Source organism: Nesterenkonia aerolata, from assembly GCF_031470965.1.
GTDB classification, from domain to species: domain Bacteria; phylum Actinomycetota; class Actinomycetes; order Actinomycetales; family Micrococcaceae; genus Nesterenkonia; species Nesterenkonia aerolata.
This window is the reverse complement of the sequence record NZ_JAVKGR010000002.1, coordinates 1-26,450: the sequence shown is the minus strand read 5'-3', so window position 1 is coordinate 26,450 and position 26,450 is coordinate 1. Positions and strand designations below refer to the sequence as shown.

Annotated in this window: 23 protein-coding genes; 4 read left to right on the top strand and 19 right to left on the bottom strand. The window is 66.3% G+C overall.

Annotated elements, in window-relative coordinates:
* Window positions 1-50: 50 nt before the first annotated feature.
* The 6 genes from RIL96_RS02670 to dinB form a co-directional block, all read right to left on the bottom strand.
* On the bottom strand, window positions 51-1,832 hold the full coding sequence (locus RIL96_RS02670) for a peptidoglycan D,D-transpeptidase FtsI family protein (protein ID WP_310547467.1): 1,782 nt from the start codon (window positions 1,830-1,832) through the stop codon (window positions 51-53).
* Between the two features lie 51 nt (window positions 1,833-1,883).
* Entirely contained in the window at window positions 1,884-2,522 is a 639-nt protein-coding gene (ftsL, locus tag RIL96_RS02665; protein ID WP_310547466.1) for a cell division protein FtsL, read from the bottom strand.
* Window positions 2,519-3,586, bottom strand: a complete 1,068-nt coding sequence (gene rsmH, locus RIL96_RS02660) for a 16S rRNA (cytosine(1402)-N(4))-methyltransferase RsmH (RefSeq protein ID WP_310547465.1) — start codon at window positions 3,584-3,586, stop codon at window positions 2,519-2,521. The genes ftsL and rsmH overlap by 4 nt, the downstream gene beginning before the upstream one ends.
* A gap of 168 nt (window positions 3,587-3,754) precedes the next feature.
* The gene (gene mraZ, locus RIL96_RS02655) at window positions 3,755-4,186 is read right to left on the bottom strand and encodes a division/cell wall cluster transcriptional repressor MraZ (RefSeq protein WP_310547464.1); all 432 of its coding nucleotides are present in this window, start codon (window positions 4,184-4,186) and stop codon (window positions 3,755-3,757) included.
* 520 nt (window positions 4,187-4,706) lie between these two features.
* The gene (locus RIL96_RS02650; RefSeq protein ID WP_310547463.1) at window positions 4,707-5,120 is read right to left on the bottom strand and encodes an SCO2097 family morphological protein; all 414 of its coding nucleotides are present in this window, start codon (window positions 5,118-5,120) and stop codon (window positions 4,707-4,709) included.
* Between the two features lie 162 nt (window positions 5,121-5,282).
* Window positions 5,283-6,530 (bottom strand): DNA polymerase IV, encoded by a 1,248-nt coding sequence (gene dinB, locus RIL96_RS02645; protein ID WP_310547462.1) that lies wholly within the window; start codon window positions 6,528-6,530, stop codon window positions 5,283-5,285.
* Window positions 6,531-6,760: 230 nt separating this feature from the next.
* On the opposite strand from dinB, the gene RIL96_RS02640 reads away from it, so the two are divergent.
* Window positions 6,761-7,921, top strand: coding sequence for a polyprenyl synthetase family protein (locus RIL96_RS02640; protein WP_310547461.1), 1,161 nt, complete (start codon window positions 6,761-6,763; stop codon window positions 7,919-7,921).
* Between the two features lie 197 nt (window positions 7,922-8,118).
* On the top strand, window positions 8,119-9,699 hold the full coding sequence (locus RIL96_RS02635) for a protein kinase domain-containing protein (protein ID WP_310547460.1): 1,581 nt from the start codon (window positions 8,119-8,121) through the stop codon (window positions 9,697-9,699).
* On the opposite strand, the gene RIL96_RS02630 is transcribed toward RIL96_RS02635, so the two are convergent.
* The 4 genes from RIL96_RS02630 to RIL96_RS02615 all read right to left on the bottom strand — a co-directional run bounded on the left by RIL96_RS02630 (window position 9,666) and on the right by RIL96_RS02615 (window position 14,410).
* Window positions 9,666-11,033, bottom strand: coding sequence for a class II 3-deoxy-7-phosphoheptulonate synthase (locus tag RIL96_RS02630; protein WP_310547704.1), 1,368 nt, complete (start codon window positions 11,031-11,033; stop codon window positions 9,666-9,668). The genes RIL96_RS02635 and RIL96_RS02630 overlap by 34 nt on opposite strands.
* Before the next feature lie 195 nt (window positions 11,034-11,228).
* On the bottom strand, window positions 11,229-13,028 hold the full coding sequence (locus RIL96_RS02625) for an AMP-dependent synthetase/ligase (RefSeq protein WP_310547459.1): 1,800 nt from the start codon (window positions 13,026-13,028) through the stop codon (window positions 11,229-11,231).
* A 135-nt stretch (window positions 13,029-13,163) separates the two neighbouring features.
* A complete protein-coding gene (locus tag RIL96_RS02620; RefSeq protein WP_310547458.1) occupies window positions 13,164-13,559 on the bottom strand; it encodes a hypothetical protein in 396 nt (131 codons plus the stop codon).
* Window positions 13,556-14,410: an alpha/beta hydrolase gene (locus RIL96_RS02615; protein WP_310547457.1), complete on the bottom strand. Its 855-nt coding sequence runs from the start codon at window positions 14,408-14,410 to the stop codon at window positions 13,556-13,558. Before RIL96_RS02615 ends, RIL96_RS02620 begins: the two co-directional genes overlap by 4 nt.
* 80 nt (window positions 14,411-14,490) lie before the next feature.
* Here RIL96_RS02615 and RIL96_RS02610 point away from each other — a divergent pair, with 80 nt between their 5' ends.
* Window positions 14,491-15,240, top strand: coding sequence for a lysophospholipid acyltransferase family protein (locus RIL96_RS02610; protein ID WP_310547456.1), 750 nt, complete (start codon window positions 14,491-14,493; stop codon window positions 15,238-15,240).
* A 29-nt stretch (window positions 15,241-15,269) separates the two neighbouring features.
* Here RIL96_RS02610 and RIL96_RS02605 read toward each other — a convergent pair whose 3' ends face one another.
* From RIL96_RS02605 to RIL96_RS02595, 3 genes are read right to left on the bottom strand one after another with little or no spacing between them, the layout of a single operon-like run.
* Entirely contained in the window at window positions 15,270-16,472 is a 1,203-nt protein-coding gene (locus RIL96_RS02605) for an acyl-CoA dehydrogenase family protein (protein WP_310547455.1), read from the bottom strand.
* A 6-nt stretch (window positions 16,473-16,478) separates the two neighbouring features.
* Window positions 16,479-16,970, bottom strand: coding sequence for an acyl-CoA thioesterase (locus RIL96_RS02600; RefSeq protein WP_310547454.1), 492 nt, complete (start codon window positions 16,968-16,970; stop codon window positions 16,479-16,481).
* A complete protein-coding gene (locus RIL96_RS02595) occupies window positions 16,967-18,160 on the bottom strand; it encodes a CaiB/BaiF CoA transferase family protein (RefSeq protein WP_310547453.1) in 1,194 nt (397 codons plus the stop codon). Before RIL96_RS02595 ends, RIL96_RS02600 begins: the two co-directional genes overlap by 4 nt.
* A gap of 124 nt (window positions 18,161-18,284) precedes the next feature.
* Between RIL96_RS02595 and RIL96_RS02590 the strand changes: the two genes are divergently transcribed.
* Complete coding sequence (locus tag RIL96_RS02590; protein ID WP_310547452.1) at window positions 18,285-19,196, top strand: LysR family transcriptional regulator; 912 nt, start codon at window positions 18,285-18,287, stop codon at window positions 19,194-19,196.
* On the opposite strand, the gene RIL96_RS02585 is transcribed toward RIL96_RS02590, so the two are convergent.
* From RIL96_RS02585 to RIL96_RS02560, 6 genes are all read right to left on the bottom strand, one after another.
* Window positions 19,181-20,095, bottom strand: a complete 915-nt coding sequence (locus RIL96_RS02585; RefSeq protein WP_310547451.1) for a 3-hydroxyacyl-CoA dehydrogenase family protein — start codon at window positions 20,093-20,095, stop codon at window positions 19,181-19,183. The genes RIL96_RS02590 and RIL96_RS02585 overlap by 16 nt on opposite strands.
* Before the next feature lie 7 nt (window positions 20,096-20,102).
* Complete coding sequence (locus RIL96_RS02580; RefSeq protein WP_310547450.1) at window positions 20,103-20,927, bottom strand: enoyl-CoA hydratase/isomerase family protein; 825 nt, start codon at window positions 20,925-20,927, stop codon at window positions 20,103-20,105.
* 36 nt (window positions 20,928-20,963) lie between these two features.
* Window positions 20,964-22,985 carry a TRAP transporter permease gene (locus tag RIL96_RS02575; RefSeq protein ID WP_310547449.1) on the bottom strand — a complete coding sequence of 674 codons (2,022 nt, stop codon included), beginning with the start codon at window positions 22,983-22,985 and terminating at the stop codon, window positions 20,964-20,966.
* Complete coding sequence (locus tag RIL96_RS02570) at window positions 22,982-24,169, bottom strand: TAXI family TRAP transporter solute-binding subunit (RefSeq protein WP_310547448.1); 1,188 nt, start codon at window positions 24,167-24,169, stop codon at window positions 22,982-22,984. The genes RIL96_RS02575 and RIL96_RS02570 overlap by 4 nt, the downstream gene beginning before the upstream one ends.
* Window positions 24,170-24,490: 321 nt before the next feature.
* Complete coding sequence (locus RIL96_RS02565; protein ID WP_310547447.1) at window positions 24,491-25,387, bottom strand: aldo/keto reductase; 897 nt, start codon at window positions 25,385-25,387, stop codon at window positions 24,491-24,493.
* Between the two features lie 40 nt (window positions 25,388-25,427).
* Window positions 25,428-26,264 carry an aldo/keto reductase gene (locus tag RIL96_RS02560; RefSeq protein WP_310547446.1) on the bottom strand — a complete coding sequence of 279 codons (837 nt, stop codon included), beginning with the start codon at window positions 26,262-26,264 and terminating at the stop codon, window positions 25,428-25,430.
* Window positions 26,265-26,450 lie beyond the last annotated feature (186 nt).

Sequence of the window (26,450 nt, the reverse complement as noted above, 5' to 3'; positions counted from 1 at the left end):
AAGGAGCCGTGGGCTCCGAGTGAGAAAGAGCCGCAGGCTCCGGGTCAAGACTAGTCGTCGAGCTGGATGTCATAGGCTTCATCCTCATCACCGTCGGGAGGTACCTGGTAGGTGCTCAGCACATGGGACATCACCTGGGAGAACGTGTCCGTGACCTGCCAGGACTGCCAGTGTCCCTGGGGCCGGTGGATGGTCACCGAGACCACGTACTGCGGATCGTCCAAGGGCGCGGCACCGATGAACGAGATCGTGTGACCGTCGAAGCCTCCCCCTTCACCGGCGGCCTGGGCGATGCCCGTCTTCCCGCCGACCCGGTATCCGGGCACCTGCGCACCATCACCGGTGCCCTCGACCACCACACCTTCCAGCAGCCGCAGCATTTCCTCAGAGGTCTCCTCGCTGAAGACCCGCTCACCCTCGGGCCGTTCGACGGGGTGTTCCTCGCCGTCGGGGTCCACATAGGCGTCGATGAGCTGCAGATCCTGGTGCACGCCGCCGTTGACGATGGCCTGGAAGATGCTCACATTATGCAGTACCGAGGAGGTGTACCCCTGGCCGAACTGGGTGGAGTACGGCTGCCGGCTGTCCCAGTCCTCGGGGGGTGCCAGCAGGGAGGTGGCCTGTGAGGGCATGCCGATGTCGATCTCCTCGCCGAGGCCTGCACTGCGCATGTACTCGTAGCGCACCTGCTCGTCGACCTCGTTGCCGACCATCACCGTACCGGTGTTGTAGGAGCGGGCGAAGATTCCGGCCGCGGTCATCTCATAGGTGGGGTGGCGCACGGCGTCGTTGACCACTTCACCGTCGAAGTCGTACCGGTTGGGCACGGTGAAGGCCTCGGTCGGGGTGACCGCGCCCTCTTCGAGTGCGGTGGCGAAGGTGATGGCCTTTCCGGTGGAGCCGGGCTCGAAGTCCTGAGTCACCGCCAGCGGACGGCGGAAGAGCTCATCGGTCTCTCCCGGATTGGCGGGATCGACGGTCTGGGAATCCGCCATGGCCAGAATGTCACCGGTCTGAGCATCGAGGACTGTGACGTTGCCCCACTGAGCGTTGTATTGGTTGGCCTTCTCCGCCACGGCCTCCTGCGCGAACCACTGCAGATCCTGATCCAGGGTCAGGCGCAGATCCTGGCCGTCCTGCGCCGGGGTCTCCTCGAACGTCGCCGTGGGGATGCGCACCCCGTCGGCGGCGATCTCGTAGGTCCGCTCACCGTCAGCACCGGCCAGGTGGTCCTGCTGGGAGAGCTCGAGCCCGTCGAGCGGCTGGCCGTCGGTGCCGACGAAGCCGAGGATCGAACCTCCGACCGATCCCGAGGGATACGTCCGCTGACTCAGCGGCTCGGCGTAGAGACCGGGGATCCCCAAGTCCATGGCCTGGCGCCGCTCCTCAGGGGTGATCCCGCGTGCGACCACGGAGTAGGGGCTGTCCCCGATCATCAGCTCTTCGAGTTCGGCGGGGTCCTCGTCGATAATCTCACCGAGATCGGCCATCGCAGACTGCAGCGTCACGGTGGTCTGCAGCCCGGAGACCTCATCACGTTCCCGGAAGTCATCGACGACGCGCTGATCGACCACCAGATCGTAGCGTTCGACGGTAGTGGCCATCGTCCGGCCCTGGGAATCGAGGATGTCCCCCCGTTCGGCGGGGATCGGCACGGTGCGCAGGCGTTCGGAGACTGCGGCCTGGGCGTGGCCTGAGGGGTCCAGGCCCTGGACGAAGACCAACCGGATCCCAAGGACGGCCAGCAGCAGGACCAAGACCGCCAGACCGATGCGCATCCTCTGGGACATCATGCTGCCGTGCTGGGCCCGGCGTGCTGAATCAGAGGTCATAGAAGGTCGTGTCCTTGAGGTGCTGTGCGGCGGCCCGCCTCCGCGGCGGGGTCAGTCCCAGCTGGGAGCCGGAATCGTGCCTCCATCGTATTCCGAGGAAGGCTGCCCTGCTCCGGATTCCTCCGCCGATTCGGCCGTCTCGGCCTGCCCGGGGGCCGGCTGGGCGAGCAGCTCGAGGGCTTCGGCCCCGAGTAGACCGGAGGGCGACTGCGCAGCGGCTGCGGAGACGTCGAGAGCGCCCAGGCCCTCAGTGCCGGGCTGGACCGGGTTCTGCACGAAGCTCGAGGGGCGGTCCGCCGAGTCCGCAGGCTCAGCCTCCCCGGCGACGGCGCCGGTCTCAAGATCCAGTGCACCGGCCTGACCGGGCATGACCATGCCCAGGTCCACCGCACTGCCGGAGAGCGCCTGCGGCGACTCCAGGTACTGCGACTGCTGGCTCAGCGCCTGGTTCTGCTGGACCAGCAGCTGACGCTCGGCTTGGAGCTCGACGACGCGGTACTGAGTGTTCGAGACATGGATATTGACCGTCAGCACTGCCACCAGGGCAGTCAGCAGCAGTGCGATGATCCCGATGGTGAGCCCTCGGTGGCGGCGGTGCAGCTTGGGCAGTACACGCAGCGCCGGGCGCGGCGTCGGGGAGGTCTGAGGCGCCGCGTGCGGCGTCGGCAGCGCCGTGGCAGGTGTGCTCATGCCGACCTCTTCCTTCGTCCGGTGGCTCTCTGCGGGACTCCGCCCCGACCGCGATCGTCTCTGATCTTCTCAGCTGCGCGCAGCTTCGCGGATGAGGCGCGCGGGTTGTTGTCACTTTCCTGCGAATCCGGGGTCTCTGCCCCGCGAGTCACGGCTCGGAACGTCGGGCGATGCTCCTCAAGCTCCACGGGCAGGCCGACCGGTGCTGAGGAGCTCGTCCGGGCGGCAATCGCCCGCTTGACCGGGCGGTCCTCGAGGGAATGGTAGCTGAGTACGACCAGCCGCCCGGCGACGTCGAGGGCATCCATCGCCGCGGGAATCGCCGCGCTGAGCACCTCGAGCTCACGGTTGACGGCGATGCGCAGCGCCTGGAACGTCCGCTTGGCCGGATGTCCGCCGGTGCGCTTCGCGGCGGCCGGTACTGCGGCATCGACGAGTGCGGCGAGCTGTGCGGTGGTGGTCACCGGGGCCTTCGCCCTGGCGGCGACCACACCGGCGGCGATCCGCCCGGCGAACCGCTCCTCGCCGTAGTCGGAGATGATGCGGCGAAGCTCCGATTCCTCGGCGGTGGCCAGCAGCTCGGCGGCGGTGATCTCCTCGGAGTCGGCGGAGCTGTTCATCCGCATATCCAGCGGCGCGTCGTAGGAATAGGCGAATCCTCGTTCAGCTTCGTCGAGCTGCAGGGAGGAGACCCCCAGGTCGAAGAGGATTCCTGCCGTGCCGGCTGCGCGGCCGTGTGAGGCCGCGATCTGGGGAAGCTGCTGATCGAGCACCTCGCCGATGTGATCGAAGACGGCGTGGACCGGGCGGAATCGTCCGGTGTAGACGGCCAATCGCTCGGAGGCCAGTTCAAGGGCCTGCGGGTCACGGTCGAGTCCGATGACGACCACGTCCGAGTCGGCGGCCAGTATGGCCTCAGTGTGTCCGCCCATGCCGAGGGTGGCATCGACGATCACCGGGATCTGACCCTGTTCACGCAGAGCGGCGATGCCGGGGGTGAGGAGCTCGACGCAGCGGCGGAGCATCACGGGCACGTGTTTCGCGGCGGCGGTTCCCTCGGCCATGGCTCCTCCTCGGTGGGGCGGGGTCGCGGGTCAGGTGGAGGCGTGGCCCTCAGGCCGGTTCCCGGCCCGCTCCGGGCGCCGCCTGACATCGGGGAAGTGAAGTCAGGTGACGCCCGGGCGGGCGGAGAACCCACTCGAGGGACTGCCTCGTACTAGAGAAGGCCGGGTTCAGAGCAGACCGGGGACCGCGATCTCATCCGTCGATGAGAATTCGGCCTCCTTCTGCTCCATATAGGCCTCCCAGGCAGCGGCGTCCCAGATCTCGGCGCGATCACCGGCACCGATCACCGCGACGTCGCGGTCGAGCCCCGCATAGTCCCGCAGGCTGGGCGGGATGGTGATCCTGCCCTGCTTGTCCGGCATCTCGTCGGAGGCCCCGGAGAGGAACATGCGGATGTAGTCACGTGCTTGTCGAGAGGCCAGCGGTGCCTGCCGAAGCTGCTGATGGACGTTCTGGAACTCCGCTGCGCTGAAGACGTAGACGCACCGCTCCTGCCCCCTCGTGAGGACCAGCCCCTCGGCCAGTTCGTCACGATATTTCGCGGGAAGGATGAGGCGTCCCTTCTCGTCCATGCGGGGGGTGTACGTGCCGAGGAACAACGCGCCACCGCCTCACATGCTCGAAGAAGGATCTCCTTCACCAGGTCCTCTGCCCTCTGACATCCCCCACTTTACTCCACTTTCCTCCACTATCAAGCCACCAGTCCCCATTTTCCTGCCAGCAGTGCAGATTCTCCACTGAGAAAGACCCGCCGATAAGCCTCTGACCAGGGGAAATGCGGAGTGGAGGAAAGTGGGGACGTTTCCGCGAGAAGCCCCTCTCCGAACCGCCAGCACTCCGGCGATGAGCCTCGGGGGGCGGCGTCAGCCCCGGCTCGAAGGCCCTCACAGAGGGGGCGATGGCCGCTCGTGGTGGGAAGTGGAGTGGACGGTGGTGGGAAGTGGAGTGAGCGGCGGAAAGTGGGGACAACTCGTATACCCGGCCTCCCCCACCACCGTGGCGGGATGTGGAGACGCAGGACAGCAGAGAAACGATCGAGACAGCACGACGGAGGGCCCCGCAGATCTTCTCTGCGGGGCCCTCCGTCGTGAATCTGTGGCTACCGGGCCGATCCGGGGATCAGTCCTGGCGGCGGCGCTCCTCCCAGCGCTGCTCCAATCCGCTCATGAAGGAACCAGACCCGGAGGAGCCTGAACCTCCGCGAGGCCCTCCTCCACCGCCGCCCGGCCCATTCCCGCCGCCGGAGGAGCCTCCGGATGTGCGGCGCGAGGCGCTGCCCGCCGTGGCGAAGTAGACGCCGACTCCCATGACCAGGAACCCGGCCACTCCGACGATGATGAGCTGGCTGCTGATGCCCAGGATGAGCACGCCGACTCCGGCGACGGCGACCAGCAGACCGAGCACGAGGCTGCGCACGTTGAGCGTACCCACTGCAGGGGACTCCTGCATGGAGGTGGCGAAGCCGGGGTCTTCCGACTGCAGCTGCTCCTCCATCTGCTTGAGCATGCGCTGTTCGTGCTCAGAGAGTGCCATGGCGTGGCTCCTTGACGTATCTGTCCGGTCGGTCTCGGCCGCAGGGAACGGGACCGACGCCGCCGATCTGCATGCGGGTACAGTCCGGGTCACCATTCTAGCCTCACTTCTGCGCCACCTACCAGCTCGGCGATCACCGAGGAGGTCTCGAAGAATCCCAGGTCAGCGCGGCGTCGAAGGATCATCTCCGGTTTCCTCCGATTCTGAGCGCGGCGGAGGGATCAGCGAGGCGGGACCGATCGCCGACTCGGGGAAGCGGTGGGCGACGACGTCGACAGCGGCCTCGGCATCAGTCCACCGGGACTCCGCGCCGTCGAAGCTCAGCTGCACTGCCGAGTCACCACGGTCCAGCCGCTCGGCACGCAGACCGATGAGCCGCACCGGCTGGGCGCGGTCACCGAGCCGGTGCAGCAGCTGCACCGCGGCACGGTGCAGCACCGGTGCCGAGCGTGTGGGATGCGGCAGGCTCGTCGAGCGCGTCAGCGTATCGAAATCGCGGTAACGCAGCTTCAGGCTCACGCCCGAGGCCGAGAGCTCCGCCGCCCGCAGACGGGCGGCGATCCGGTAGCTCAGACGCAGCAGTTCGGCGCGCAGCTGCTCTGTGGAGCTGATGTCCACGGCGAAGGTCTCCTCCGCCCCGATGCTCTTCTCCTCCCGGTGCGGCTCCACACCACGCTCATCGACACCCCAGGCGAGATCGTGGAGATGCTCACCCAGTGCCCCGAACCGCGCCGTCAGGACATCCCGCGGCGTCTGGGCCAGCTGTTCGACCGTCCGCACCCCACGATCGTGCAGGGCCGCGGCCGTCGTGCCTCCCACACCCCAGAGGGACTCCACCGGCAGCGCATGCAGGAACTGCAGCCGCTGTGCCGGGGGCACCAGCATCAGACCATCCGGCTTGGCCCGGGTGGAGGCGATCTTGGCGATGAACTTGCGATCAGCGATGCCCACAGTGCACGGCAGGCCGAACTGTTCACGCACGTCACGGCGGATCAGCTCGCCGATCTGTGCAGGAGGGCCAAGCCGACGCACCGCACCGGTGAGGTCCAGGAACGCCTCGTCGACGCTGAGCTGCTCGACCGTATCCGTCAGCGTGCCGAAATAGGCCATGATCTGCCGAGAGAGCTCCCGATACCGCTGCTGATGCGGCTCCAGCACCAGAGAGTCAGGGCTCAGCTGCCGGGCCCGGGTCAGCGGCATCGCGGAACGCACGCCCTGCGCCCGCGCCGGGTAGGAGGCCGAGAGCACCACTGAGCGCGGGGAATCATGGGCCACGATCAGACGCCGCCCGCGCAGCTCAGGGCGGGAGAGCAGCTCCACTTCGACGAAGTAGGCATCCATATCCACATGGGCGATCACCGCAGCCGGACGGCGCGACCGATCTCGGTGTGGATCCCCAGAGCTCACCATGGGCCTCAGAGTATCGCCCACCTCTGACACATGCGCAGCGCGCCCTACGACACATGCAGCACCCTCTGACATAAGCAGCAGCACACTATGAGACGGGCGGGTGTGCCGACGGCGGCAGATGCCGGCAGTGGCAGATGCCCGGCAGTGGGAACGCTCTCCGGCAGCGCCCGGTTAGGCTGGAGGCCGTCATCGGCTCATCCCCCGTCCCCTGACCGCTGAGGAGTTCGTCCGTGGAGATCGAAGAGTTCATCGCCGAGGTGGACAGCGCCTGCGAGACGTTCCTCCAGGCACGGCTGGCCGAGGTTGGAGCCGTCTCCCCGGCAGCGGAGCCGGTGGTGCACGGGTTGGCCGAGATGCTGCGCGGGGGGAAGAAGCTGCGGCCGGTGCTGGCCTGGATCGGCTGGCGCTCTACCGGCTCCGCGGCCGAGCATCCGGCTCCCCGACAGCTGGGGGTGGCGCTGGAGCTGTTCCAGGCCGCCGCGCTGATCCACGATGACTTCATCGACCACTCCGATTCGCGCCGCGGCCTACCCAGCTTCCACCGCCGATTCGCCGAGCTGCACCGTGAGTCGGGGTTCTCCGGGGATGGCAAGCATTTCGGCGCCTCAGCGGCCGTGCTGGCCGGTGATCTCGCACTCTCCTGGGCCGGTGAGGCCTTCGACGAGGCCGCACGCGCCGCCGCCGGCACCACCGTCGGCACCACCTTCGATACGGCCGCCGACGCCGCCGTCGACGCTGCTGCTGACACCGCTACTACTGACGCCGCTGTCGATACCGCGCGCCGGATCTTCCGCACCATGCACACCCAGGTGATCACCGGTCAGTATCTCGATGTCCGTGCCGAGCTGGCGCCTCCGGAACCGACTGAGGAGGCCGCTGTGGCTGCGGCCCGGACAGTGCTGCGGTATAAGGCGGCAAAATACTCCACCGAGCACCCGCTCGTCCTCGGTGCCGCACTCGCCGGTGCAGACGATGCCCTGCGTACCGCATGGGCACAGGCCGCACTGCCCCTGGGCGAGGCGTTCCAGCTGCGAGACGACCTCCTCGGCGTCTTCGGGGATCCGCAGAGCACAGGAAAACCCGTCGGTGATGATCTGCGCGAGGGCAAGCGGACCGAGCTGGTGGCCTACGCGATGTTCCGCTCCCGCCCCGCTGATGCCCAGGAGCTGGAGTCCATGTTGGGCGATCCCTCATTGAGCCCGGCCCAGGTGGAGCGGGCGTTGGAGATCCTCACCGCCGCCGGTGCTGCTGAAGAGGTTGAACGCAGCATCGACACGCTCACTGCGCAGAGCCGGAAGCTGCGCGCCGACGTTGAGGACCTCGGAGTGCCCGCCGAGGTCCTCGACGACTTCGACATCCTCGCCGAACGTCTGGTGCGCCGCACGCGGTGAGAGGTCAGGGGCGTGATGGGATGTGGTGAGGCGTGGAGGAATCAGCCTCTGCCTCACCCGACTTCGTTACTCTGGAGAACGTAGATGATGAACGTAGATGATGAACGTCGATGACGGCAACGGAGATGACGGCGCGGGCAGCCGCGGGACCAACTGAGTGGGAGGCACCCTGAGTGGGAGGCACCGTGGGAGACCGGGTGACAGGCAGCAGGGACCAGGAACCGGCGGACCCCTGGATCGGCTCAACAGTCGACGGCCGGTACACGGTGACCAGCCGTCTGGCCCGCGGCGGGATGTCCACGGTGTACCTGGCCGAGGACCACCGGTTGGGCCGACAGGTCGCCATGAAGGTCCTGTTCCCGCATATGGCTGCGGACCGAAAGGTCGTCGAACGGTTCGAACAGGAGGCCAGGAACTCCGCACTGCTCTCCCACCCCCATGTGGTCCAGGTCCTGGACCAGGGGCAGACCCGTGAGACCGCCTATCTGGTGATGGAATATGTGCCCGGGGCCACGCTGCGGACGTTGCTCAAACGCGGTGCGATGACTCCACGGCTGGCGCTGACCTACGCCGAGGCGATTCTGCAGGGCCTCGGCGCCGCGCACCGGGCCGGGCTGGTGCACCGTGACATCAAGCCGGAGAACGTCTTGGTCTCCACCGACGGGCGCATCAAACTCGCGGACTTCGGACTTGCCCGGGCCGCCACGCATAATTCCGGCACCTCCACACTGATGGGGACCGTCGCCTACATCTCCCCCGAACTGCTCTCCGGCGAGGGCGCCGATGAACGCGCCGATGTCTACGCCGTCGGGATCCTGCTCTACGAGATGCTCACCGGCAGCCAGCCCTTCACCGGTGACTCCCCGGTCCGGGTGGCCTTCCAGCACGTGAACTCCACGGTGCCGGCGCCGTCTGAGTCTGTTCCCGGACTGGCCGCCGTCCTCGATGAGCTGGTCCTCGCCGCGACGCAGCGCGAGGTCGCTCAGCGGCCGAAGGACGCCGATACGCTGCTTCAGCTGCTCACCGACGCCCGCGGCGGCCTCACCGATGAGCAGCTGGACTTCGACGGCGCCTCCGCACCAGAGGTGGAACCCGCGCCGCCGTCCGAGGTCTCCGCGACGCGCGCCTACGGTCAGGGTGAGGACTTCCCCACCCGCGCGGAGACTCACGCCTGGGATGAGGACATCGACGCCGCGCTCGGCCACGCACGGGCCGGGGCCACCCTGGACGAGGAGGACCGTCAGCTGGTGGCCGAGGTGCCCACTGAGGCCTTCCGCCACGAGGACGAGCTCGGTGCTCCCGCGGACACCGGTTTCGACACCGCCGGGGACGCCGGACACACCACTGTCCTGGGACCGGAGGCGGACCGGACCACGGCGATGCCCGTCGCAGCTCCCTCGGCGGCGACTCCGCCCTCGGCAGAGGAGACCGGGGAGTTCTCCGCCGTCGGTGACGTCGACTATGCCTCCGCGCGCACCCGGCAGTCTGAGCAGACTGAAGGCCTGAGCCTACCCCGGCTGGGCCGCCGCTCCGATGATCCGGAACGGTCCCGTCAGCGTCCCGAAGTGGAACTGGCCGGACCGAGTGCCCAGCGGACCTGGGTCACCATCGCGCTGCTCATGATCGGCACCGCACTGATCGTGCTGTTCTTCTGGTACCTGGGCCTGAGCACAGAGATCGTGCCCAGCCTCGGCAGCGGGGCGGACGCCCCGCCGACGAGTCAGGGGCTCCTCGAGCAGACCCGTCAGGGGTGGGCCAGCGCCTCGGAGACCAGGTAGGCCATCTCCAGGGACTGCTTATGGTTCAGCCTCGGGTCGCACAGTGACTCGTAGCGGTCGTCGAAGGCCGTCTCATCGATGACGTCGGAGCCGCCGAGGCATTCGGCGACGTCATCACCGGTCATCTCTACGTGGAGTCCGCCCGGGTAGGTGCCCAGGTCACGGTGGACCTCGAAGAAGCCGCGGACCTCATCCATGACGTCGTCGAAATGGCGGGTCTTGTACCCGTTCTTCGCGGTGATCGTATTGCCGTGCATCGGGTCAGTCACCCACACCACCTGGGCGCCGGTCTGCTGGGCCGCACGGATCAGCGGGGGCAGGCTCTCGCGGATCGCCTCGGCACCCATGCGGGAGATGAACGTCAGCCGCCCCGGCACCCGGTGCGGGTCCAGCCGTTCGATGAGCTGCTCGACGTCGTCAGCGGTGGTCTTCGGCCCCAGCTTCACACCCAGCGGGTTCTGCACGCGGGAGAGGTAGTCGACGTGGGCGCCGTCGAGGTCACGGGTCCGCTCACCGATCCAGACGAAGTGCCCGGAGGTCACATAGGGCTTACCGGTGCGGGAGTCGATGCGGGTCAGGGCACGCTCGTAGTCCAGCAGCAGCGCCTCGTGGGCGGCGTAGAACTCCGTGCGCTTGAGCTTCTCGAAGTCGGCCCCGCAGGCCTCCATGAACCGCACCGCGCGGTCGATCTCGGCGGCGGTGGATTCGTACTTCGCATGAGCCGGGTTGGAGGTGAACCCCTTATTCCACTGCTGCACGGCACGCAGATCCGCGAAGCCGCCCTCGGTGAAGGCGCGGACCAGGTTCAGCGTGGCCGAGGAGGTGTCATAGGCGGTGATCATCCGCTTCGGGTCAGGACGCCGGGACTCCTCGGTGAAGTCGAATCCGTTGACGATCTCACCGCGGAAGCTCGGCAGACTGACCTCTCCGCGAGTCTCTACGTCGGAGGAACGCGGCTTGGCGAACTGACCGGCCATGCGGCCCATCTTCACCACCGGCAGCGAGGCGCCGTAGGTGAGCACGACGGCCATCTGCAGGATGGTCTTGATCCGGGCGCTGATCCGATCAGCGGTGGCCCCGTGGAAGGTCTCCGCGCAGTCGCCTCCCTGCAGCAGGAAGGCTTCGCCGCGGGCGACGGCACCCAGACGGCGGGTGAGCTTATCGACCTCACCGGCGAAGACCAGCGGCGGCTTCGCCGACAGTGCCTCGATCGAGGACTCGAAATCCGGGTGGTCCCGCCAGGCCGGCTGCTGGCTGATCGGCAGACGACGCCACTCGTCGAGCCCGGGATATTCGGCCGCGCCGGTGTGGAGGATCTCGCCGGGAGCCGTCAGCAGGGACTCGTCAGGGGTGTCATTCGTCTCAGTCACGCCTCTCAGCGTACGACCGCAACGGCCCCTGACCCAACTCGCACGACGGCGCCCGTCCACATCATGGACGGACGCCGTCTAACCGGTGCCTCAGCGGGTGCACAGAGGTCGTTGCCAGAGACCGTCGTCAGGGGCCGGCTCTCAGCACATCGGGGGCACTCAGGAGTAGATCGCGTCGATCTCCTGGGCGTAGTCCTGGAGCACCTGAGGACGCCGGATCTTCATCGACGGGGTCAGGTGACCCGAATCGATGGTGAAGTCCTCGGCGATCAGTCGGAACTCACGGATGGACTCTGCACGGGAGACCGACTCGTTGGCCCGATCGATCACCGACTGGATGTGCTGGCGGATCTCCTCGCGGCCGATGAGCTCCTCCATCGGGGTCTGCGGGTCGATGCCTCGCTTGGTCAGCCACTGCGGGAGGATCTCCGGGTCCAGTGTCACCAGCGCCGCGACGAAGGGACGGTTGTCCCCGACGACGACGACCTGACTGACGATGGCATCGGAGCGGATCTGGTCCTCGAGCTGGTTGGGCGAGACGTTCTTGCCGCCGGCGGTCACCAGGATCTCCTTCTTGCGCCCGGTGATCGTGAGGTACCCCTCGTCGTCCAGGGAACCGACGTCACCGGTGGGGAACCAGCCGTCACCGTCGAAGGTCTCCTCCTGCAGGTCAGGTCGGTTCCAGTAGCCGGGGAAGACACAGACGCCGCGGGCGAGGATCTCGCCGTCGTCGGCGATCTTCACCTCGTTGCCCGGAAGCGGGTGCCCCACCGTGCCGATCCGCAGGTTCTCCGGAGTGTTGACCGTGATCGGAGCGGTGGTCTCGGTGAGTCCGTAGCCCTCCAGAATGGTCACACCGATGCCGTGGAAGAAGTGTCCCATCCGTGCGCCGAGCGGGCTTCCCCCGGAGACCGCGTGCTGCACGCGCCCGCCCATCCGGTCCAGCAGCTTGGAGTACACCAGCTTGGCGAAGAGCTTGTGCTTGAGGTTCAGCATCAGAGGCACGTTGCCGGCCTGCTGGGCCTTCGACCATTCAACGGCGGTGTCGGCCGCCTTCTGGAAGATCTTGCCCTTGCCGTCACCCTCGGCCTTGAGCAGCGCCGCGTTGTAGATCTTCTCGAAGACTCGCGGCACGGCCAGCAGGAAGGTGGGCCGGAAGGTGCCGAGATCGTCGACCAGCTTCTTCACGTCCGCGGTGTGGCCCACTGTGGCGCCGGCGGCCACGGAGAGCACGGCGATGAACCGGGCGAAGACGTGGGCCAGCGGGATGAACATGACCGTGGAGGAATCCTTGCGCACCACGTGGTTGAGATTCTGGAGAGTCTGCAGGGAGAGCTCGGCGAAGTTCCCGTGGGTCAGTACACATCCCTTGGGCCGTCCGGTGGTTCCGGAGGTGTAGATGATGGTGGCGGTGTCCTTCAGCCCGGCCTGGCTGCGCGCGGACTCCACGGCAGCGTCGGTGACCGCGGAACCGTCTGCGCGCAGCGTGTCGAGATCGTCATTGTCCAGACGCAGGATGTGCCTGAGTCCCTCGATCCGCTCCTGGGAGACGGCACGATCGACGACCTTCTCGTGGCTCGCGGAATCCACGACGATGAACGTCACCCGGGAGTCCTCGAGGATCCACGCCACCTGCGCCGGTGAGGAGGTCTCGTAGATCGGGACGATGACGGCCCCGGCGTACCAGCCGGCGAAGTCCAGCAGCGTCCACTCATAGCGGGTCGGGGCCATGATGGCCACACGGTCACCGGGTTCGACGCCGCGGGCGATCATGCCCTTAGCGAGCGCGACCACATCGGCACGGAACTCACGAGCACCGACCTCCGTCCACTCCCCCTCGGTGAGCTGACGTTTGAACAGCACGTTCTGCGGATCAGACTCCACCTGCCGTTCCAGCAGGTCGGTGATGTTCAGCTCATCCGGCACTGTGGTGGCCTTCGGTGCGGAGTTCTCCTTCACGCAGCAGCTCCTCGATAGGTAGATCGGAACAGGTAGGGACGGATCGCGGCAGATCTGAGCGGATCCGGGCAGATTGTGTCTCGTCTCACACTATTACTCGCAGGTACGCTTGTCACGCTGCCGAGGCAGACGCGCTCAGACCTGAGCGCCGTCCCCACCGCCCGACCGGCTCTGCGGCATCTGCAGGAAGAGCACGACCAGCCCCGCCAGGGCGAGCCCGACGAGCCCGGTAGCGACGATGCCGGGCAGCGACACCGGCAGCCAGATCAGCAGCAGCAATGCCACCAGGGAGCCCAGGAACAGCGCTGTGCCGAGCACCAGACCAGGTTTGGCCCCAGCCAGCGGGTTCTTCGGGTTCGGCGGGTGGAAGTCGTCAAGCTCGTCGAAGGCGTCCTCGTCGACACGGTAGTCACGGGGGCCCTGGCCGGGCTGGCCCTGCGGTTGCCACGTCCCCTGGCTCTGAGGCCGAGATCGGGGCCGGCCGTCACGGCCGAAGAGGGCACTGGGGTCATCATCACGGTGTGGGCTCATGCTCTGCTCCGTTCGCTCCGCCTGCTCCGGCTGTCCGGCCCGGCCGTGGGATCTGTCCCCGCCATCTGCTCCACCCTGTCGTCAACCCTGCCGTCAGCCCTGCCCTCTCCCCTGCGATCTCCCGTGCTCCGCCGGACTGCCGCAGAGACGATGTGCTCGACGATGCTGCGGGCCAGCAGCTCGGCGTCGTAGTCCAAGGTGGCGACGTGACGCGAGCGCCTCAGCAACAGCTGTTTCAGCCGAGCCTCGCCGACTCCGGAGACCAGCGTATCGGCCGCCGAGCGCGGGAGCACGGAGTCCCGCGCCGAACGCGCCAACAGGATGGGGCAGCTGATCTGCGCGAGCTCGCTCCGCACCCTGGCGGCGAGGGCGGAGAGTTCGACCACGCCGCGGAGCGGAGTCCGCTCATAGGCGATCTCCTGCACCCCCGTCTGGGCGATGTCCCCCGCGACGGCCGCCACTGCGGGGGCCACGGGGCTGAGCAGCCGGGCCGCCGTCGCGGTGCCCGGCTTGAGCCGTAGCCCCGGGTTGATGGCCGTGACGGCCAGCACGTCCCGATGGGCGGCGACGTGCAGGGCCAACGCCCCACCCATAGAGAGCCCGACTGTGGCGACCAGCTCGCACCGGCCGGCCAGGCGGTCCCAGGAGTCCCGGGCGGCCTGCATGATCTGCCGGTGCGGGGTCTGCGCCAGGTCCTGCCACGTGGTGCCGTGCCCGGGCAGCAGCGGCATGTCCACGGTGAATCCGGCCTGTTCCAGTGCCGCGGCCACAGAGGCCACGGACTGCGGTGTAGAGGTGAAGCCGTGCAGCACGCTGACGCCGATCTGCGCGGGCCGGTGGGAAGCTGCCATGGATCCCACTGTAGTCGCGAACGAGCGCGTAGAGTTGGGCCCGGACGTCTCCGCCCTCCCGGAAGGATCCCCGCATAGCCGTGTTCTACTATGTCGCCAAGACCTTCGTCGTCGGGCCTGTGGTCAACACGGCCTTCCGTCCCTGGGTGAAGGGGCTCAGCAATGTTCCGCAGGACGGGGCTGCGATCCTCGCCTCGAACCACCTCTCCTTCTCCGACTCGATCTTTTTGCCGGTGAAGGTGCCGCGCCCGGTGCGGTTCCTGGCGAAGAAGGACTACTTCGTCAAACGCGGACCGATGGGGTGGGCGCAGAAGACCTTCTTCGACGTCACCGGGCAGATCCCGATGGACCGCTCAGGGGGTAAAGCCAGCCAGGACTCCCTCGACGCCGGGGAGCAGGCCCTGCGTGACGGGGCCGTGCTGGGGATCTACCCTGAGGGCACCCGTTCCCCAGACGGCCGGCTCTACCGCGGGAAGCTGGGGGTGGCGAGGTTGGCGCTGCGCACCCATGTGCCGGTTATCCCGGTGGCGATGATCGGCACGGACAAGGTCCAGCCCATCGGCAAGAAGGTGCCGAACATCCGCCGCGTCGGGATGATCTTCGGTGAGCCGATGACTTTCGAGGGCTACTACGACAACGCTGATGACCGCTTCGCCCAGCGGGCGGTGACCGACGAGATCATGTATCAGATCATGCGGCTCTCCGGGCAGGAATACGTGGACACCTATGCCGCGGACGAGAAACGCCGGCTGGACCGCCTGGCGGCTGAGCAGCGGCTCATCGAGCGCGGCTCACCGTCGAGCCTGCGGCGCGACGGTGAGAGCAGCTGAAGAACCCGCCCCTGCCGGAGGTGTGGCCGCTACCGGGCGGTGCGGGTGAAGGCTGAGATTCCGGTGATGTCGCGCCCGACGATCAACGCCTGCATCGAGTCCGTCCCCTCATAGGTGGAGACGACTTCCATATCTGTCAGGTGCCTGGCCACATGATTCTCCAGCAGCAGACCGTTCCCGCCCATCATGTCTCGGGCGGTGCGGCACATGCTCAGTGCCTTACGTGACGTGGTCATCTTCACCATGGAGGCCATCGCCGTGGAGAACTCTCCGCGTTCCTGCAGGTGCGCCATCCGGGTACACATCAGCTGCATCGAGGTCAGGTCGGAGAGCATGCCCGCCAGCCGCTCCTGGACCAGCTGATAGGAGCCGATGGGGGCACCGAACTGTTCGCGCTGCAGTGCGTACCGGGAAGCCAGCTCGAAGGCGGCCATCCCGTGGCCGACGGCCTCCCAGGAGGCACCGCCTCGGGTCGCGCCGAGCACAGTGTTGACCCCGGCGAAGCTCTCACAATGGGCCAGCCGGTTCTGCAGGGGCAGCCGCAGTTCGTCGATGACGATATCGGCCTGGTGGATGGAGCGCTTGGCCATCTTTCCGCGGATGACCTCAGGGCGGAAACCCTGAGGGTAGCTGCCGTCGGTCTGCTTCTCGACGACGAACGCCTTGACCTGCCCGTCGGCCTCATCCCGGGCGAAAACGACGATGACGTCGGCGGCGTGGCCGTTGCCGATCCACCGTTTATGGCCGTTGAGCACCCAGGAGTCCCCTTCGCGGCGGGCCGCGGTCTCCAGTGAGACCGAGTCCGAACCGTGGCGCGGCTCGGTCAGGGCGAAGGCCCCGGTCTTCTCGAGCCGCGCCATGGCCGGAAGCCACTGTGCCCGCTGGTCCTCATCGCCGAGCATGTAGATGCTTCCCATGCAGAGGCTGGAGTGCACTCCGAGGAAGGTGTTGATCGAGCCGTCGATCCTGCCCATCTCACGGGCGGCGATGCCGGAGGCCAGTCGGGAGAGGCCAGGGCATCCGTATCCGGTGATGAAGCTGCCGACGATGCCCAGTTCTGCCAGGCCCGGCAGGACGGGATCGGGGAGCTCCGCCCGTTCCCAGTACTCGTTGATGATCGGCTCTACCTCAGCCTTGCCGAAGGCGCGGACGCGGTCACGCAGTCCGATGACGTCGTCGTCGAGGTCGGAGTCGAGGAGGAAATAATCGGGGTGGTCGATCACAGATGTCATAGGTGTTCACTGCTTTCCGGTGTGTCTGCTTTCTGGTGTGTCTGGGCTTCCGGTGCGTCTGGTTCCCGGCGAATCTGGGTGGGACTCGTCGGCAGAGATGAGATGGTCGTCGAGGACTGTTCGCAGGGGTTCCTCCAGCCCTGCGGGGCGCCCGGTCTGTGGGTCGAGGTTGACGATGACGGCATCGGCACGCAGGCAGAGCTCATCTGCTTGGCGCAGCTCATGCCTGACGGTGAAGGAGGTGCGCCCGATGGCGGTGATCCATGCCCGGCTGAGCACAGGGGCACCGAAGTGGACTTCACGGTCGAACATCACCTCCAGGGCTCGGACCACGCGGGGCCCCGAGGAGCCGGGCGGCGCGAGGCCCCACGCCACCATGGCCCGCAGCCGGACCTCTTCGATCAGAGTGATCAGCCGCGCATTGTTGACGTGGCCGTTGAGGTCCTGATCCGACCAGCGCACCTGCAGATCGCAGGAGAAGATCCGCTCATTCGTCACTGCGTTTCCCCCTGTCTCTGCGCCAACCAGTGGAGCACCGCTTCGCGGTCCTGGTCCAGTGCTGGGGGCTGCTTCGGGTACTGCACCGGCGTCCGGCTGAAGTCCACGGGATGGCGGATCAGCGGCACGGCATCGCCTGCGGAGCCTGCCTGCACCACAGGCTCCAAGCCGAGCTGTGCAGCGAGGTCGACGCCTTCGTCGATACCGAGGATCGGAGCGCAGGGCACACCTTGCTGCTGCAGGGCGTCGAACCACTCTTGGGCGGTTCTCGTCGCCAGCAGCGAGGTGAGACGATCTCTGAGGTCGTCGCGGGAGGCGTTGCGCTCCGCCACATGCTGAAATCGGGGGTCCTCGGCGAGCTCAGGAGCGCCGAGCACGGCGGTGAGGCGTCGGAACTGTGCGTCGTTGCCGCAGCAGATCACGAGCTCGCGATCAGCGGCCATGAACGGGCCGTAGGGAAAGAGGCTGGGGTGGTCGTTGCCCAGCCGCATGGGCACATTGCCGCAGGCGGCATACCCGGTGGTCTGGTTGACCAAACCGGACAGCGCTGATGTGAGCAAGTTGAGCTCGAGGCTCTGGCCCTCGCCGGAGGTACTGCGCTCGATGAGGGCACCGAGGATCCCGACGGCGGTGTGGAGCCCGGTGATGACGTCGAACATCGCGACGCCGGCCCGCTGCGGCGGGCCGTCCGGTGAGCCGGTCACCACCATCAGACCTGACATGGCCTGGGCCAGCAGATCGTAGCCGGGCATATCGTGCCCGCCCCGGGAGCCGAACCCGGTGATCGAGGCATGGATGAGGCCGGGCCATCGGCGGGCTGTGGAGTCGCGGTCGAGGCCGAACCGCGCCAGTCCCCCAGGTTTGAAGTTCTCCACCAGGACATCGGCACTGTCGATGATCTGGTAGGCGACGGCGAGGTCCTCTTCATCCTTGAGATCCAGCACGATCGAGTGCTTGTTCCGATTGCACGATAAGTAGTAGGTGCTGACGCCCTCACGGTGCGGGGGGATCCATTGCCGGGAGTCATCACCGCCGGGTGCCTCCACTTTGATCACTGTGGCTCCCATATCGGCGAGCAGCATGGTGGCGTAGGGGCCGGCCAGCACACGGGAGAAATCGGCGATGACGAACCCGGCCAGCGGGCCCGCGGAGGCATCCACAGCGGTCGGCGGCGAAGCGGTCTGTGTCATGTGCAGTCCCCTACGGGCAGTCGACGGTGTTACTGAGATCACAGAACCATCCCCGATTATGATCTGTCCAATACCTAGTGCGAGGTATATTGATCCCCACAGCGCAACAGTTGGGAGGCTGACGGTGGAGGTCCGTGAAGCGGAGGCGTTTCTCGCCGTCTCTGAGGAGTTGCACTTCGGCCGGGCGGCCGGGCGGCTGAACATGGCTCAGCCGCCCCTGAGCCGGCTGATCCGTCAGCTGGAGAAGAAGCTGGGGACCCGGCTGTTCGACCGCAGCACCCGGACAGTGAAGCTCACACCGGCCGGCTCAGCACTGATCGATCCCGCCCAGCAGCTTCTGGAAGTCTCCCGGGACGCCCGGGACATCGTGGCCAGCGCCGTCAGCGGTGACACCGGCACCGTGCGGATCGGCTTCGCCGGGGCGTCGATCAACCATACGATCGGCCAATTGGCCCGCGAGCTGCGCCAGACTCATCCGCGGGTGAAGCTGGAGTTCCACGGCTCGCAGTTCTCCCCCACCGGGCTGAACCGCGTCGTCGACGGCACATTGGACCTGGCGTTCGGCCGGTGGGACTTCATCCCGGCTGAGCTGGACTCCCATGTGGTGGCGCTGGAAACGCCTCTGGTGGCGCTTCCGGCCCGCCATCGCCTGGCTGATCAGTCGGCCATCAGGATCTCCGATCTCGCCCAGGAGCACTGGATCGTCCTTCCCGGCGGGTTCGGCTCTGCACTGCACAACCGTCTGACCACGCTGACCCGGGCCGCCGGCTTCGTTCCGAAGATCACCCAGACCGCGCCGGACTCGTGGACTCTGGTCATCCTGGTCGCCGCCGAGATGGGCTGTGCCCTGACCCTGGACTCCGTACGGGACAACATCAGCACTCCCGGGGCCGTCTTCCGCCCTCTGGCCGGGCATCAGGAACCGTTGGAGGTGCGGATGATCTGGCGCCGAGATGATCCCAGTGCGGCGCTGCGCAACGTCATCGACGCGGCACAGAGCCTGCTGCCGGATCCTTGGGCTCAGGAGTCGTCGTAGGTGTACCAGCCGCGTCCGGTCTTTCTGCCGAGATCACCTGATTCGTAGAGTCTGGTGATAGCTGGATGCGGCAGGGCGTTCTCGTCACCGGTCTGCTCGTACTCTGCCATACGGATCATGTACGCCACGTCGATGCCGACCAGATCCATCAGCTCGAAAGGTCCCATCGGATGGCGCAGGGCGGTCCGCGCCGCCCGGTCGATATCCGCCACATCGGCCACACCGGCATCGTAGAGCTCCAAGGCTTCTCGGCGGATGGCACTCAGAAGGCGGTTGGCGATGAATCCGGGAACCTCACGGCGCAGCCGCACCGCGGACTTCCCCAAGGATTCGACCAGAGCGAGGGAGGTTTCGATGACGTGATCGGCCGTGCCGTCGTGGGGCGCGACCTCCACGCATTCCATCACCAGCGCCGGGTTGAAGAAGTGGAGATTCACCACCCTCTCGGGCCGGGAGACGACCTCTGCCAGCCGGGAGGAGACGATGTTCGAGGAGTTCGTCGCCAAGATCGCCCGCGCCGGGGCTTCTCGGTCTAGAGCGGCGAACAGCTGTTTCTTGATCTTCAGGGATTCCGCGGCGGCCTCGATGACGACGTCGCTGTCAACCACCGCCTCTGCTCGATCACAGGAGGTCGCCAGCCGTCGCATCGCCTGCTCGACATCCTCATGCCTCCGTCTGCCTCGAGCCACGTCGCGGTCCATCCGTGACTGCAGCTGTTCGCGAGCACTCTGCAGCTGTGAGTCTGAGAGATCAACGAGGGTCACCCGATATCCGGCCAGCGCACACACCATGGCGATCTGCGAACCCATGGTGCCGGCACCGATGACGCTGATGTGCCGCACCCCTGCCAGGGGAGGCTGATCTGCGGAGGTCACAGGTTCCTCAGGTGTCGATGTCATGACGACCTCATTCCCCTCTCCGCGCGTGATGAACTGACGCGAAGTTCGCCTGCCGGCTTTCGAGGAACGCGCTGGTCCCTTCCTGCTTCTCCTCTGTGCTGTAGATCAGCGCCTGGGCCAGGCGCTCCAACAGCAGGCCGGTCTCCTGATCGACGTCGAACCCGCGCCGGACGATAGTCGTCGCGAGGCTCACCGCAAGCGGCCCCTTCGCCAGGATCCGGGAGGCGACCGCGAAAGCCGTCTCCATGAGCTGCTCGGCAGGCACGACGTCGGTGACCAGGCCATAGGAAAGCGCCTGGTCGGCAGGGATCTTCCGCCCCGTGAGAATCATCTCCGTGGCTCGTCCGACGCCGATCATCCGGGCCAGCCGCTGGGTGCCTCCAGCCGCGGGGATGATCCCCAGTCCCGTCTCCAACAGGCCGAATACCGCCTCGGTGGAGGCCACTCGGATGTCACATGCCAGAGCGAGCTCACAACCGCCGCCGAAGGCATAGCCGTTGACGGCGGCGATAGTCGGCTTCGAGTAGCTCTCGATCCGCGAGTAGAGCCTCTGCATTGGTGCTCGCAGACCATCGACGGGGCGGCGGCGCTGCAGTTCGTTGATGTCGGCACCGGCGACGAAGGCTTTCGGGCCTGCCCCGGTGAAGATCAGCAGCCGCACGGAGTCATCGTCCTCGTAGCGGTCGAGGATCGAGGAGAGCTCAGCGAGTACGGCGGCGTTCATGGCGTTGTGCACGCGGGGCCGGTTGATGGTCAGCACGGCGACGCCGTCTCTGACCTCAGTGAGGATCAGGGCGTCCGTCTCAGGGGCGCCGGTGGTGGGCTGTGGCATAAGTTCTCCCGGGGTGTTGATCGGCTGCGTTCTCGGTCAGGTCATCACTGGGGGTGCGGAGCGGCGGCGTACCAGGCAGAGGCCCACAACGGCGAGGATCACGCCCAGGCCCACGAGCGTCCAGACCGCCTGAGGCAGGAACATGAGGAACCCTCCTACGGCTAATGGGATCCGTAGTGTCAGGGGCAGGCGGACATCGATCAGGCTCAGCCATCCGCTGAACGCGCAGGCCAAGGCAAAGACCGCCACGATGCTCGCAAGACCGTTGAGGATGACATCGCCGAGGGGAGCCTGTGCGACCAACGCCGGGTTCAGCGCGAACCCGAAAGGCACCACGTACTTCACCAGCCCCAGGCGCATGGCTTCGACACAGGTCGCCATCGCCGGTGCTTTGGATATGCCCGCAGCCGCGAATGCCGCCAAGCCCACGGGTGGGGTGATGTAGGAGACCGACGCCCAGTAGATGACGAACAGATGTGCGGCGATGGGATCGACGCCCAGCTCGATCACCGCCGGGGCCATCACGATGGCGAGGAAGACGTAGGCCGCTGAGATCGTCAGGCCCATGCCCAGGACGAAGCAGGCGAAGGCACCGGCGATGAGCATCAGCAGCACATTGTCACCGACGAGTGCCACCAGATCGCGGGAGAGCGAGAGCGCGACGCCGGTTGCGGAGAGACCGCCCAAGATGAGCCCCACCCCAGCGATGATCCCGATGATCTGCGCCAGCGTCTTTCCGACGTCGAGCGTCATCTCCGACCACTGCTTCGGGCCGAAGGTCACGCTGGGCCGCAGCACAGCGATCGCCACGAGGACTGCGACCACCCAGAACGGCACCTGCGACTCATTGCCTGTGGTGAAGAGCATGACGGTCAGCAGCACCAGGCATCCGAGATAGGGCCATCCGGCGATCAGTGCCGGTCCGACCCGAGGCAACAGGCTTCTGGGCGAGCCCTTGAGACCCCGCATGGCGGCGTATCCGTCGATCTGGATAAAGATTCCCAGGAAGTACAAGACAGCGGGAATCGTGGCGGCGATCAGGATCTCGGTGTAGGAGACCCCCACGAAGGACACCATCAAGAAAGCCGCTGTTCCCATGATCGGCGGGGTGATCGAACCTCCCGATGAGGCTGTCGCCTCCACCGCCGCGGCCGTTTTGCGGCTGAATCCGCTGCGGATCATTGCAGGAATCGTCATCGGCCCGGTGGTCAGCACATTGGAGACCGCCGAGCCGCTCATCATGCCCATAGTCGCAGAACTGGCCACGGAGACTTTCGCCGACCCTCCGCGGAACCGTCCGAAGAGTGCGGTGGAGAGTTCGTGGAAGAACAGGGCTCCGCCGGTGTGCTGGAGGACCACGCCGAAGAGCAGAAACCCGACGAGGATGCTGCCGGCGGTCTGCAGGGGCAGGCCGAGGATGGACTCACTGCCCATGGCATGGACTTGAGCCAGCACGGTGATGTCGTATTCGATGCCTTCGAGGAATCCGATGGGTAGCTGCCCGGCGGTGACGGGATATATCGAGACCAGCAGTGCCAACACTGCGACGATCCAGCCTGCGCCGCGGCGGAGGACTTCTAGGATGAGGCCCCAGAAGATGACACTGACCACCGTGGCTGAGACCGGGGCGACGAACGCCCACCCGTATTCGTGAATATCGACGCCGTGCCAGGCGAAATAGGCCGCGCAGGACATGAACGCCATAAGAAGAACCACGTCGTACCAGGGCACGCCCACCGGACCCTCACCGTCGTGCGTCGTCACTGATCGCTTGGCGGGCATGACGATGAAGAGGATGGGGACGAAGAACATCACCAGAAGATAGAGGAAGGTGTTCGTCAGCAGTGTCACGCCGAAGAGGTTCCAGAAGAAGACCTGGTTCATCGTCAGGATCAGGCCGAGCAGCGTCAAGATGATCACCACAGACTTCCAGAACCGCGTCAGACGGGGGTTCTCGGATTCTGCTGTGATCAGAGAGTGGTCCGGCACGGCATCGGCGGCCGGGGGTGGATCTTCCTGATGTACAGCCCGGTCAGTGGTGAGCGACCTGTTACTCATGCCCGGCTCTCCTCGGTCTCTGAGGTGTCGTCATCATCGACGTCGGGAAGGCTGGGCAGATTGTCCTGCTTCCAGGAGTACCACCGCTGTGCCGCCTCGCCGCTGTCACCGTGTTCTTCCCAGAAGTCATCCCAGGCGGAGAGCATCAGCTCTTCCCGCTCGAGGAGCGCGTCTTGCCGCGCCTGCAGTTGCTCGGACCACCGGCCGACACGCTCGAAGAACTGCACGGCACCGTCATGGAAGGGCACGACCATCGGTGTCATCAGCACCTGCTCTCGATGAAAACGGCGCGCATCAGGTGTCGCATCTTTGAACCTGTCATAGTTCTCATCGATGTGCTCCAGCAGCGTCAGCACTTCGTCGGCTGAGCGCTCTGCCAGCGTGGTCAGGGGGATGGAGTACTGCATATTGACCACTGATTCCCCCTCGTCCAGGCCGGCTCCGGAGGTGAATTCACCGGGCCTGACCATCGGCGCCAAGGATTCCCAGGTGTCGTACCGGGATTGGTCGTCACCGCCGAGATCAAGCCAGCGCACCGGGTATTGGCTGGCGAGCTCTTCAATATTGGCTCCCACCACGTTCTGGTAGAGGGCATCGAGCTGACCCGAACGCAGGGCAGCAATCTGCTCGGCATAGCTGATATCGACAAGCTCGACATCGTCGGAGGTCAGGCCGCCGTAGTTCAGGATGGCTTCGAGTTTGCGGTTCATCGACGTGCTGGCGACGAGCCGGGGGTATCTCCTGCCCGCGAGATCTTCGACACTCTCAATGCCGCTGCTCTCCAGCACCAGCACTCCGTAGTTTCCGGGTGGGGCGAAGATCTGGCGGATCGGTTGCGGTCCCCACTGGGCGGAGGCGAACTCGTCGTCGCCTTCGAAGGCGTAATAGTACTCGTCTCCAGAACGCGCGTAGTGGGCTGTGTGGCTCATCAGCGGCGCCAGCCGTCCGATGCCCGTATCAGCGGTCATCAGGCGCATCTGGATGCCGGATTCTTGCGTGAGCGTATTGGCCACGGCAGCGAGATCGTTATAGGTGCCGGTCCCCACGCCGTAGGTCGACCACACCAGCTGTTCGGGCAGCCCGTCAGCTCGGAGCGCGGGCTGCGCACATCCGGAGAGAAGACCTGCCGCCGCCGCAGAACCGACGCCGGCCAGAAAAGAACGCCGGCTACAGAGCCATGACATGACCGCCTCCTCACAGATCACCAGCATCGACCCGAGAGGTGAGGTGGGTCACATGCATGAGTGATCTTCAGTCAACCGTCTATGCGCCGAAGAGACCAGTGATCGGTGCTTTAATACTGTCATCGCAATAATTGACGCTCTCTGGGGCAACAGCCCCGGGTCCGCATGTTCACCTAATACTGGCTCCTGCTAGCGACTTCAGTGACCCTCTTCCCGGGACTGGTCGAGATCTCTGATGCCCCGCGGCAGTCCGTCAGGAAGCCAGCGGCGCCGGCCCGCCCCACTCATGAGTGGGGCGGGCCGGCGCCATCACAGCACGGGTCAGGCCTCGGGAATCTCCATGCTGAAGTCCTCCAGCGTGACCTCAGCCGGCACCGGGCCGCCGCGCACGCCCGCCTCGAGACCGTCGATCGCGGCGATCTCCTCGCCGGTGAGCGCGAAGTCGAACACGTCGAAGTTCTCCGCGATCCGGCCGGGGTTGACTGACTTCGGGATCGCGGAACGGCCCTGCGCGAGGTGCCACCGCAGCATCACCTGCGCCGGGGTCTTCCCGTGCGCGGCGGCGATCCGGGTGATGGTGGGGTCGTCCATGACGTTGACGCGGTCTTCTCCGAAGCCGGGGTAGAACGTGATCCCGCCGATCGGCGACCAGGCCTGGGTGAGCACACCGCGCCGGGCATTGGCCTCCTGTACGTCGGGCTGCTGGAAGTAGGGGTGCAGCTCGACCTGGTTGACCGCCGGGATCACGCTGGTGGCCTCGATCAGCCGATCGAGGTCCTCGGGCATGAAGTTGCTGACTCCGATCGCGCGGACTTTGCCCTCGGCCAGCAGGGCCTCCAACGCTCGGTAGGCGTCGATGGTCAGGTCGAAGCGGCTGGTCAGCGGCTGGTGCAGGATGAGAAGGTCGATCATCTCGACGCCGAGCTTGCCGGCGGCCTTGTCGAACGAGTGCCGGGTCGCGTCGGTGCCGTAGTCGGTGATCCAGACCTTGGTCTCGATGAACGCCTCGTCGCGGTCGATGCCGGCGGCGCGGATGCCCTCGCCGACCTCGCGTTCGTTGCCGTAGGAGGCGGCGGTGTCGATATGCCGGTACCCGGTCTCGATCGCCGCCTGGACTGCGGCGGTCGTCTCCTCCGGTGGCGACTGGAAGACGCCGAATCCGAGGGTGGGCAACTCTACGCCGCCGGTGAGCGTGATCGTGGGAACACTGGTGGTCATAGCGGTTCTCTCCGTAACTGTGTCTTGTGGGTGGGGTTGCTCAGTCGAGGGTCAGCAGCAGTTCGAGCATCCGCGGATCGCGGTGATCGAAGTCGCCTGCGGCCTGTGCCCGGTCGAGTGCTGCGATCCGACCCATCTCCTCTTCGGTGAGCTGGACATCGAAGACGGCGATGTTCTCTCTCAGTCGCTCCTCGTGGGTGGACTTCACGACCAGGGCGATCTCGCGCAGGATGTGCCAGTGCAGGATCACCTGCGGCACGCTCACCCCGTGCGCGGCGGCGATCTCGTCGAGGACGGGATGGTTCATGATCTCAGGGTTGCCCTGCCCGAGCGGCCCCCAGGCCTGGAGCGCCGTGCCGTGCTCGGCCAGGAGCTTCTGGGTGGCGATCTGCTGGTTGAACGGGTGCCTCTCGCGCTGGTTCACCGCCGGCACGACGCGGTTGTGGGTGACGAGGTCAAGATATCGGTCGTCGAAGAAGTTCGACACCCCGATCGCCCGAACCCGACCCTCATCCAGCAGGTTCTCCATCGCCCGCCAGGCACCGTAGTAATCGCCGAACGGCTGATGGACCAACCACAGGTCCAGGGTGTCCAGGCCGAGGTTCTCGAGTGAGCGCTCAAAGGCATCCTTGGTGGCCTGGTAGCCGTGATCCTTGAACCACAGCTTCGTGGTGATGAACAGCTCCTCGCGCGGCACGCGGGACTCGGCGATGGCCTGGCCGACGGCCTTCTCGTTGTAGTACCGCGAGGCGGTGTCGATGAGCCGGTAGCCCGCGTCGAGGGCCAGAGGAACAGTCTCGCGGACCTGCTGCTCATTCATCTGGAAGACGCCCAGTCCCAGCTGGGGCATCTGCACACCATTGTTCAGAGTAATCATGGGAACAGTAGAGACGGTCATCGTTAATAACTCACTTTCTCAAGCGGTGACTGGGAGGTGACAGCGGCTTCGACTGATGGACACCGCAGGAAACCTCCGTTGGGATGAGGGCGAGGCTCACGGTGACGGACCTAGGGCATGTCTGACAAATGTGCGGTCCAGGCGATCACCGCGTTGAGCACCACC

Bases quoted from the DNA above. Each gene is read 5' to 3' on its own strand.
- RIL96_RS02605 (WP_310547455.1), bottom strand. From the start codon at position 16,472: ATGACATCTGTGATCGACCACCCCGATTATTTCCTCCTCGACTCCGAC.
- RIL96_RS02615 (WP_310547457.1), bottom strand. From the start codon at position 14,410: ATGGCAGCTTCCCACCGGCCCGCGCAGATCGGCGTCAGCGTGCTGCAC.
- RIL96_RS02565 (WP_310547447.1), bottom strand. From the start codon at position 25,387: ATGACCACCAGTGTTCCCACGATCACGCTCACCGGCGGCGTAGAGTTG.
- RIL96_RS02585 (WP_310547451.1), bottom strand. From the start codon at position 20,095: ATGACATCGACACCTGAGGAACCTGTGACCTCCGCAGATCAGCCTCCC.
- RIL96_RS02580 (WP_310547450.1), bottom strand. From the start codon at position 20,927: ATGCCACAGCCCACCACCGGCGCCCCTGAGACGGACGCCCTGATCCTC.
- RIL96_RS02570 (WP_310547448.1), bottom strand. From the start codon at position 24,169: ATGTCATGGCTCTGTAGCCGGCGTTCTTTTCTGGCCGGCGTCGGTTCT.
- RIL96_RS02560 (WP_310547446.1), bottom strand. From the start codon at position 26,264: ATGATTACTCTGAACAATGGTGTGCAGATGCCCCAGCTGGGACTGGGC.
- RIL96_RS02595 (WP_310547453.1), bottom strand. From the start codon at position 18,160: ATGACACAGACCGCTTCGCCGCCGACCGCTGTGGATGCCTCCGCGGGC.
- RIL96_RS02670 (WP_310547467.1), bottom strand. From the start codon at position 1,832: ATGACCTCTGATTCAGCACGCCGGGCCCAGCACGGCAGCATGATGTCC.
- rsmH (WP_310547465.1), bottom strand. From the start codon at position 3,586: ATGGCCGAGGGAACCGCCGCCGCGAAACACGTGCCCGTGATGCTCCGC.
- RIL96_RS02575 (WP_310547449.1), bottom strand. From the start codon at position 22,985: ATGAGTAACAGGTCGCTCACCACTGACCGGGCTGTACATCAGGAAGAT.
- ftsL (WP_310547466.1), bottom strand. From the start codon at position 2,522: ATGAGCACACCTGCCACGGCGCTGCCGACGCCGCACGCGGCGCCTCAG.
- RIL96_RS02620 (WP_310547458.1), bottom strand. From the start codon at position 13,559: ATGAGCCCACACCGTGATGATGACCCCAGTGCCCTCTTCGGCCGTGAC.
- RIL96_RS02650 (WP_310547463.1), bottom strand. From the start codon at position 5,120: ATGGCACTCTCTGAGCACGAACAGCGCATGCTCAAGCAGATGGAGGAG.
- dinB (WP_310547462.1), bottom strand. From the start codon at position 6,530: ATGGTGAGCTCTGGGGATCCACACCGAGATCGGTCGCGCCGTCCGGCT.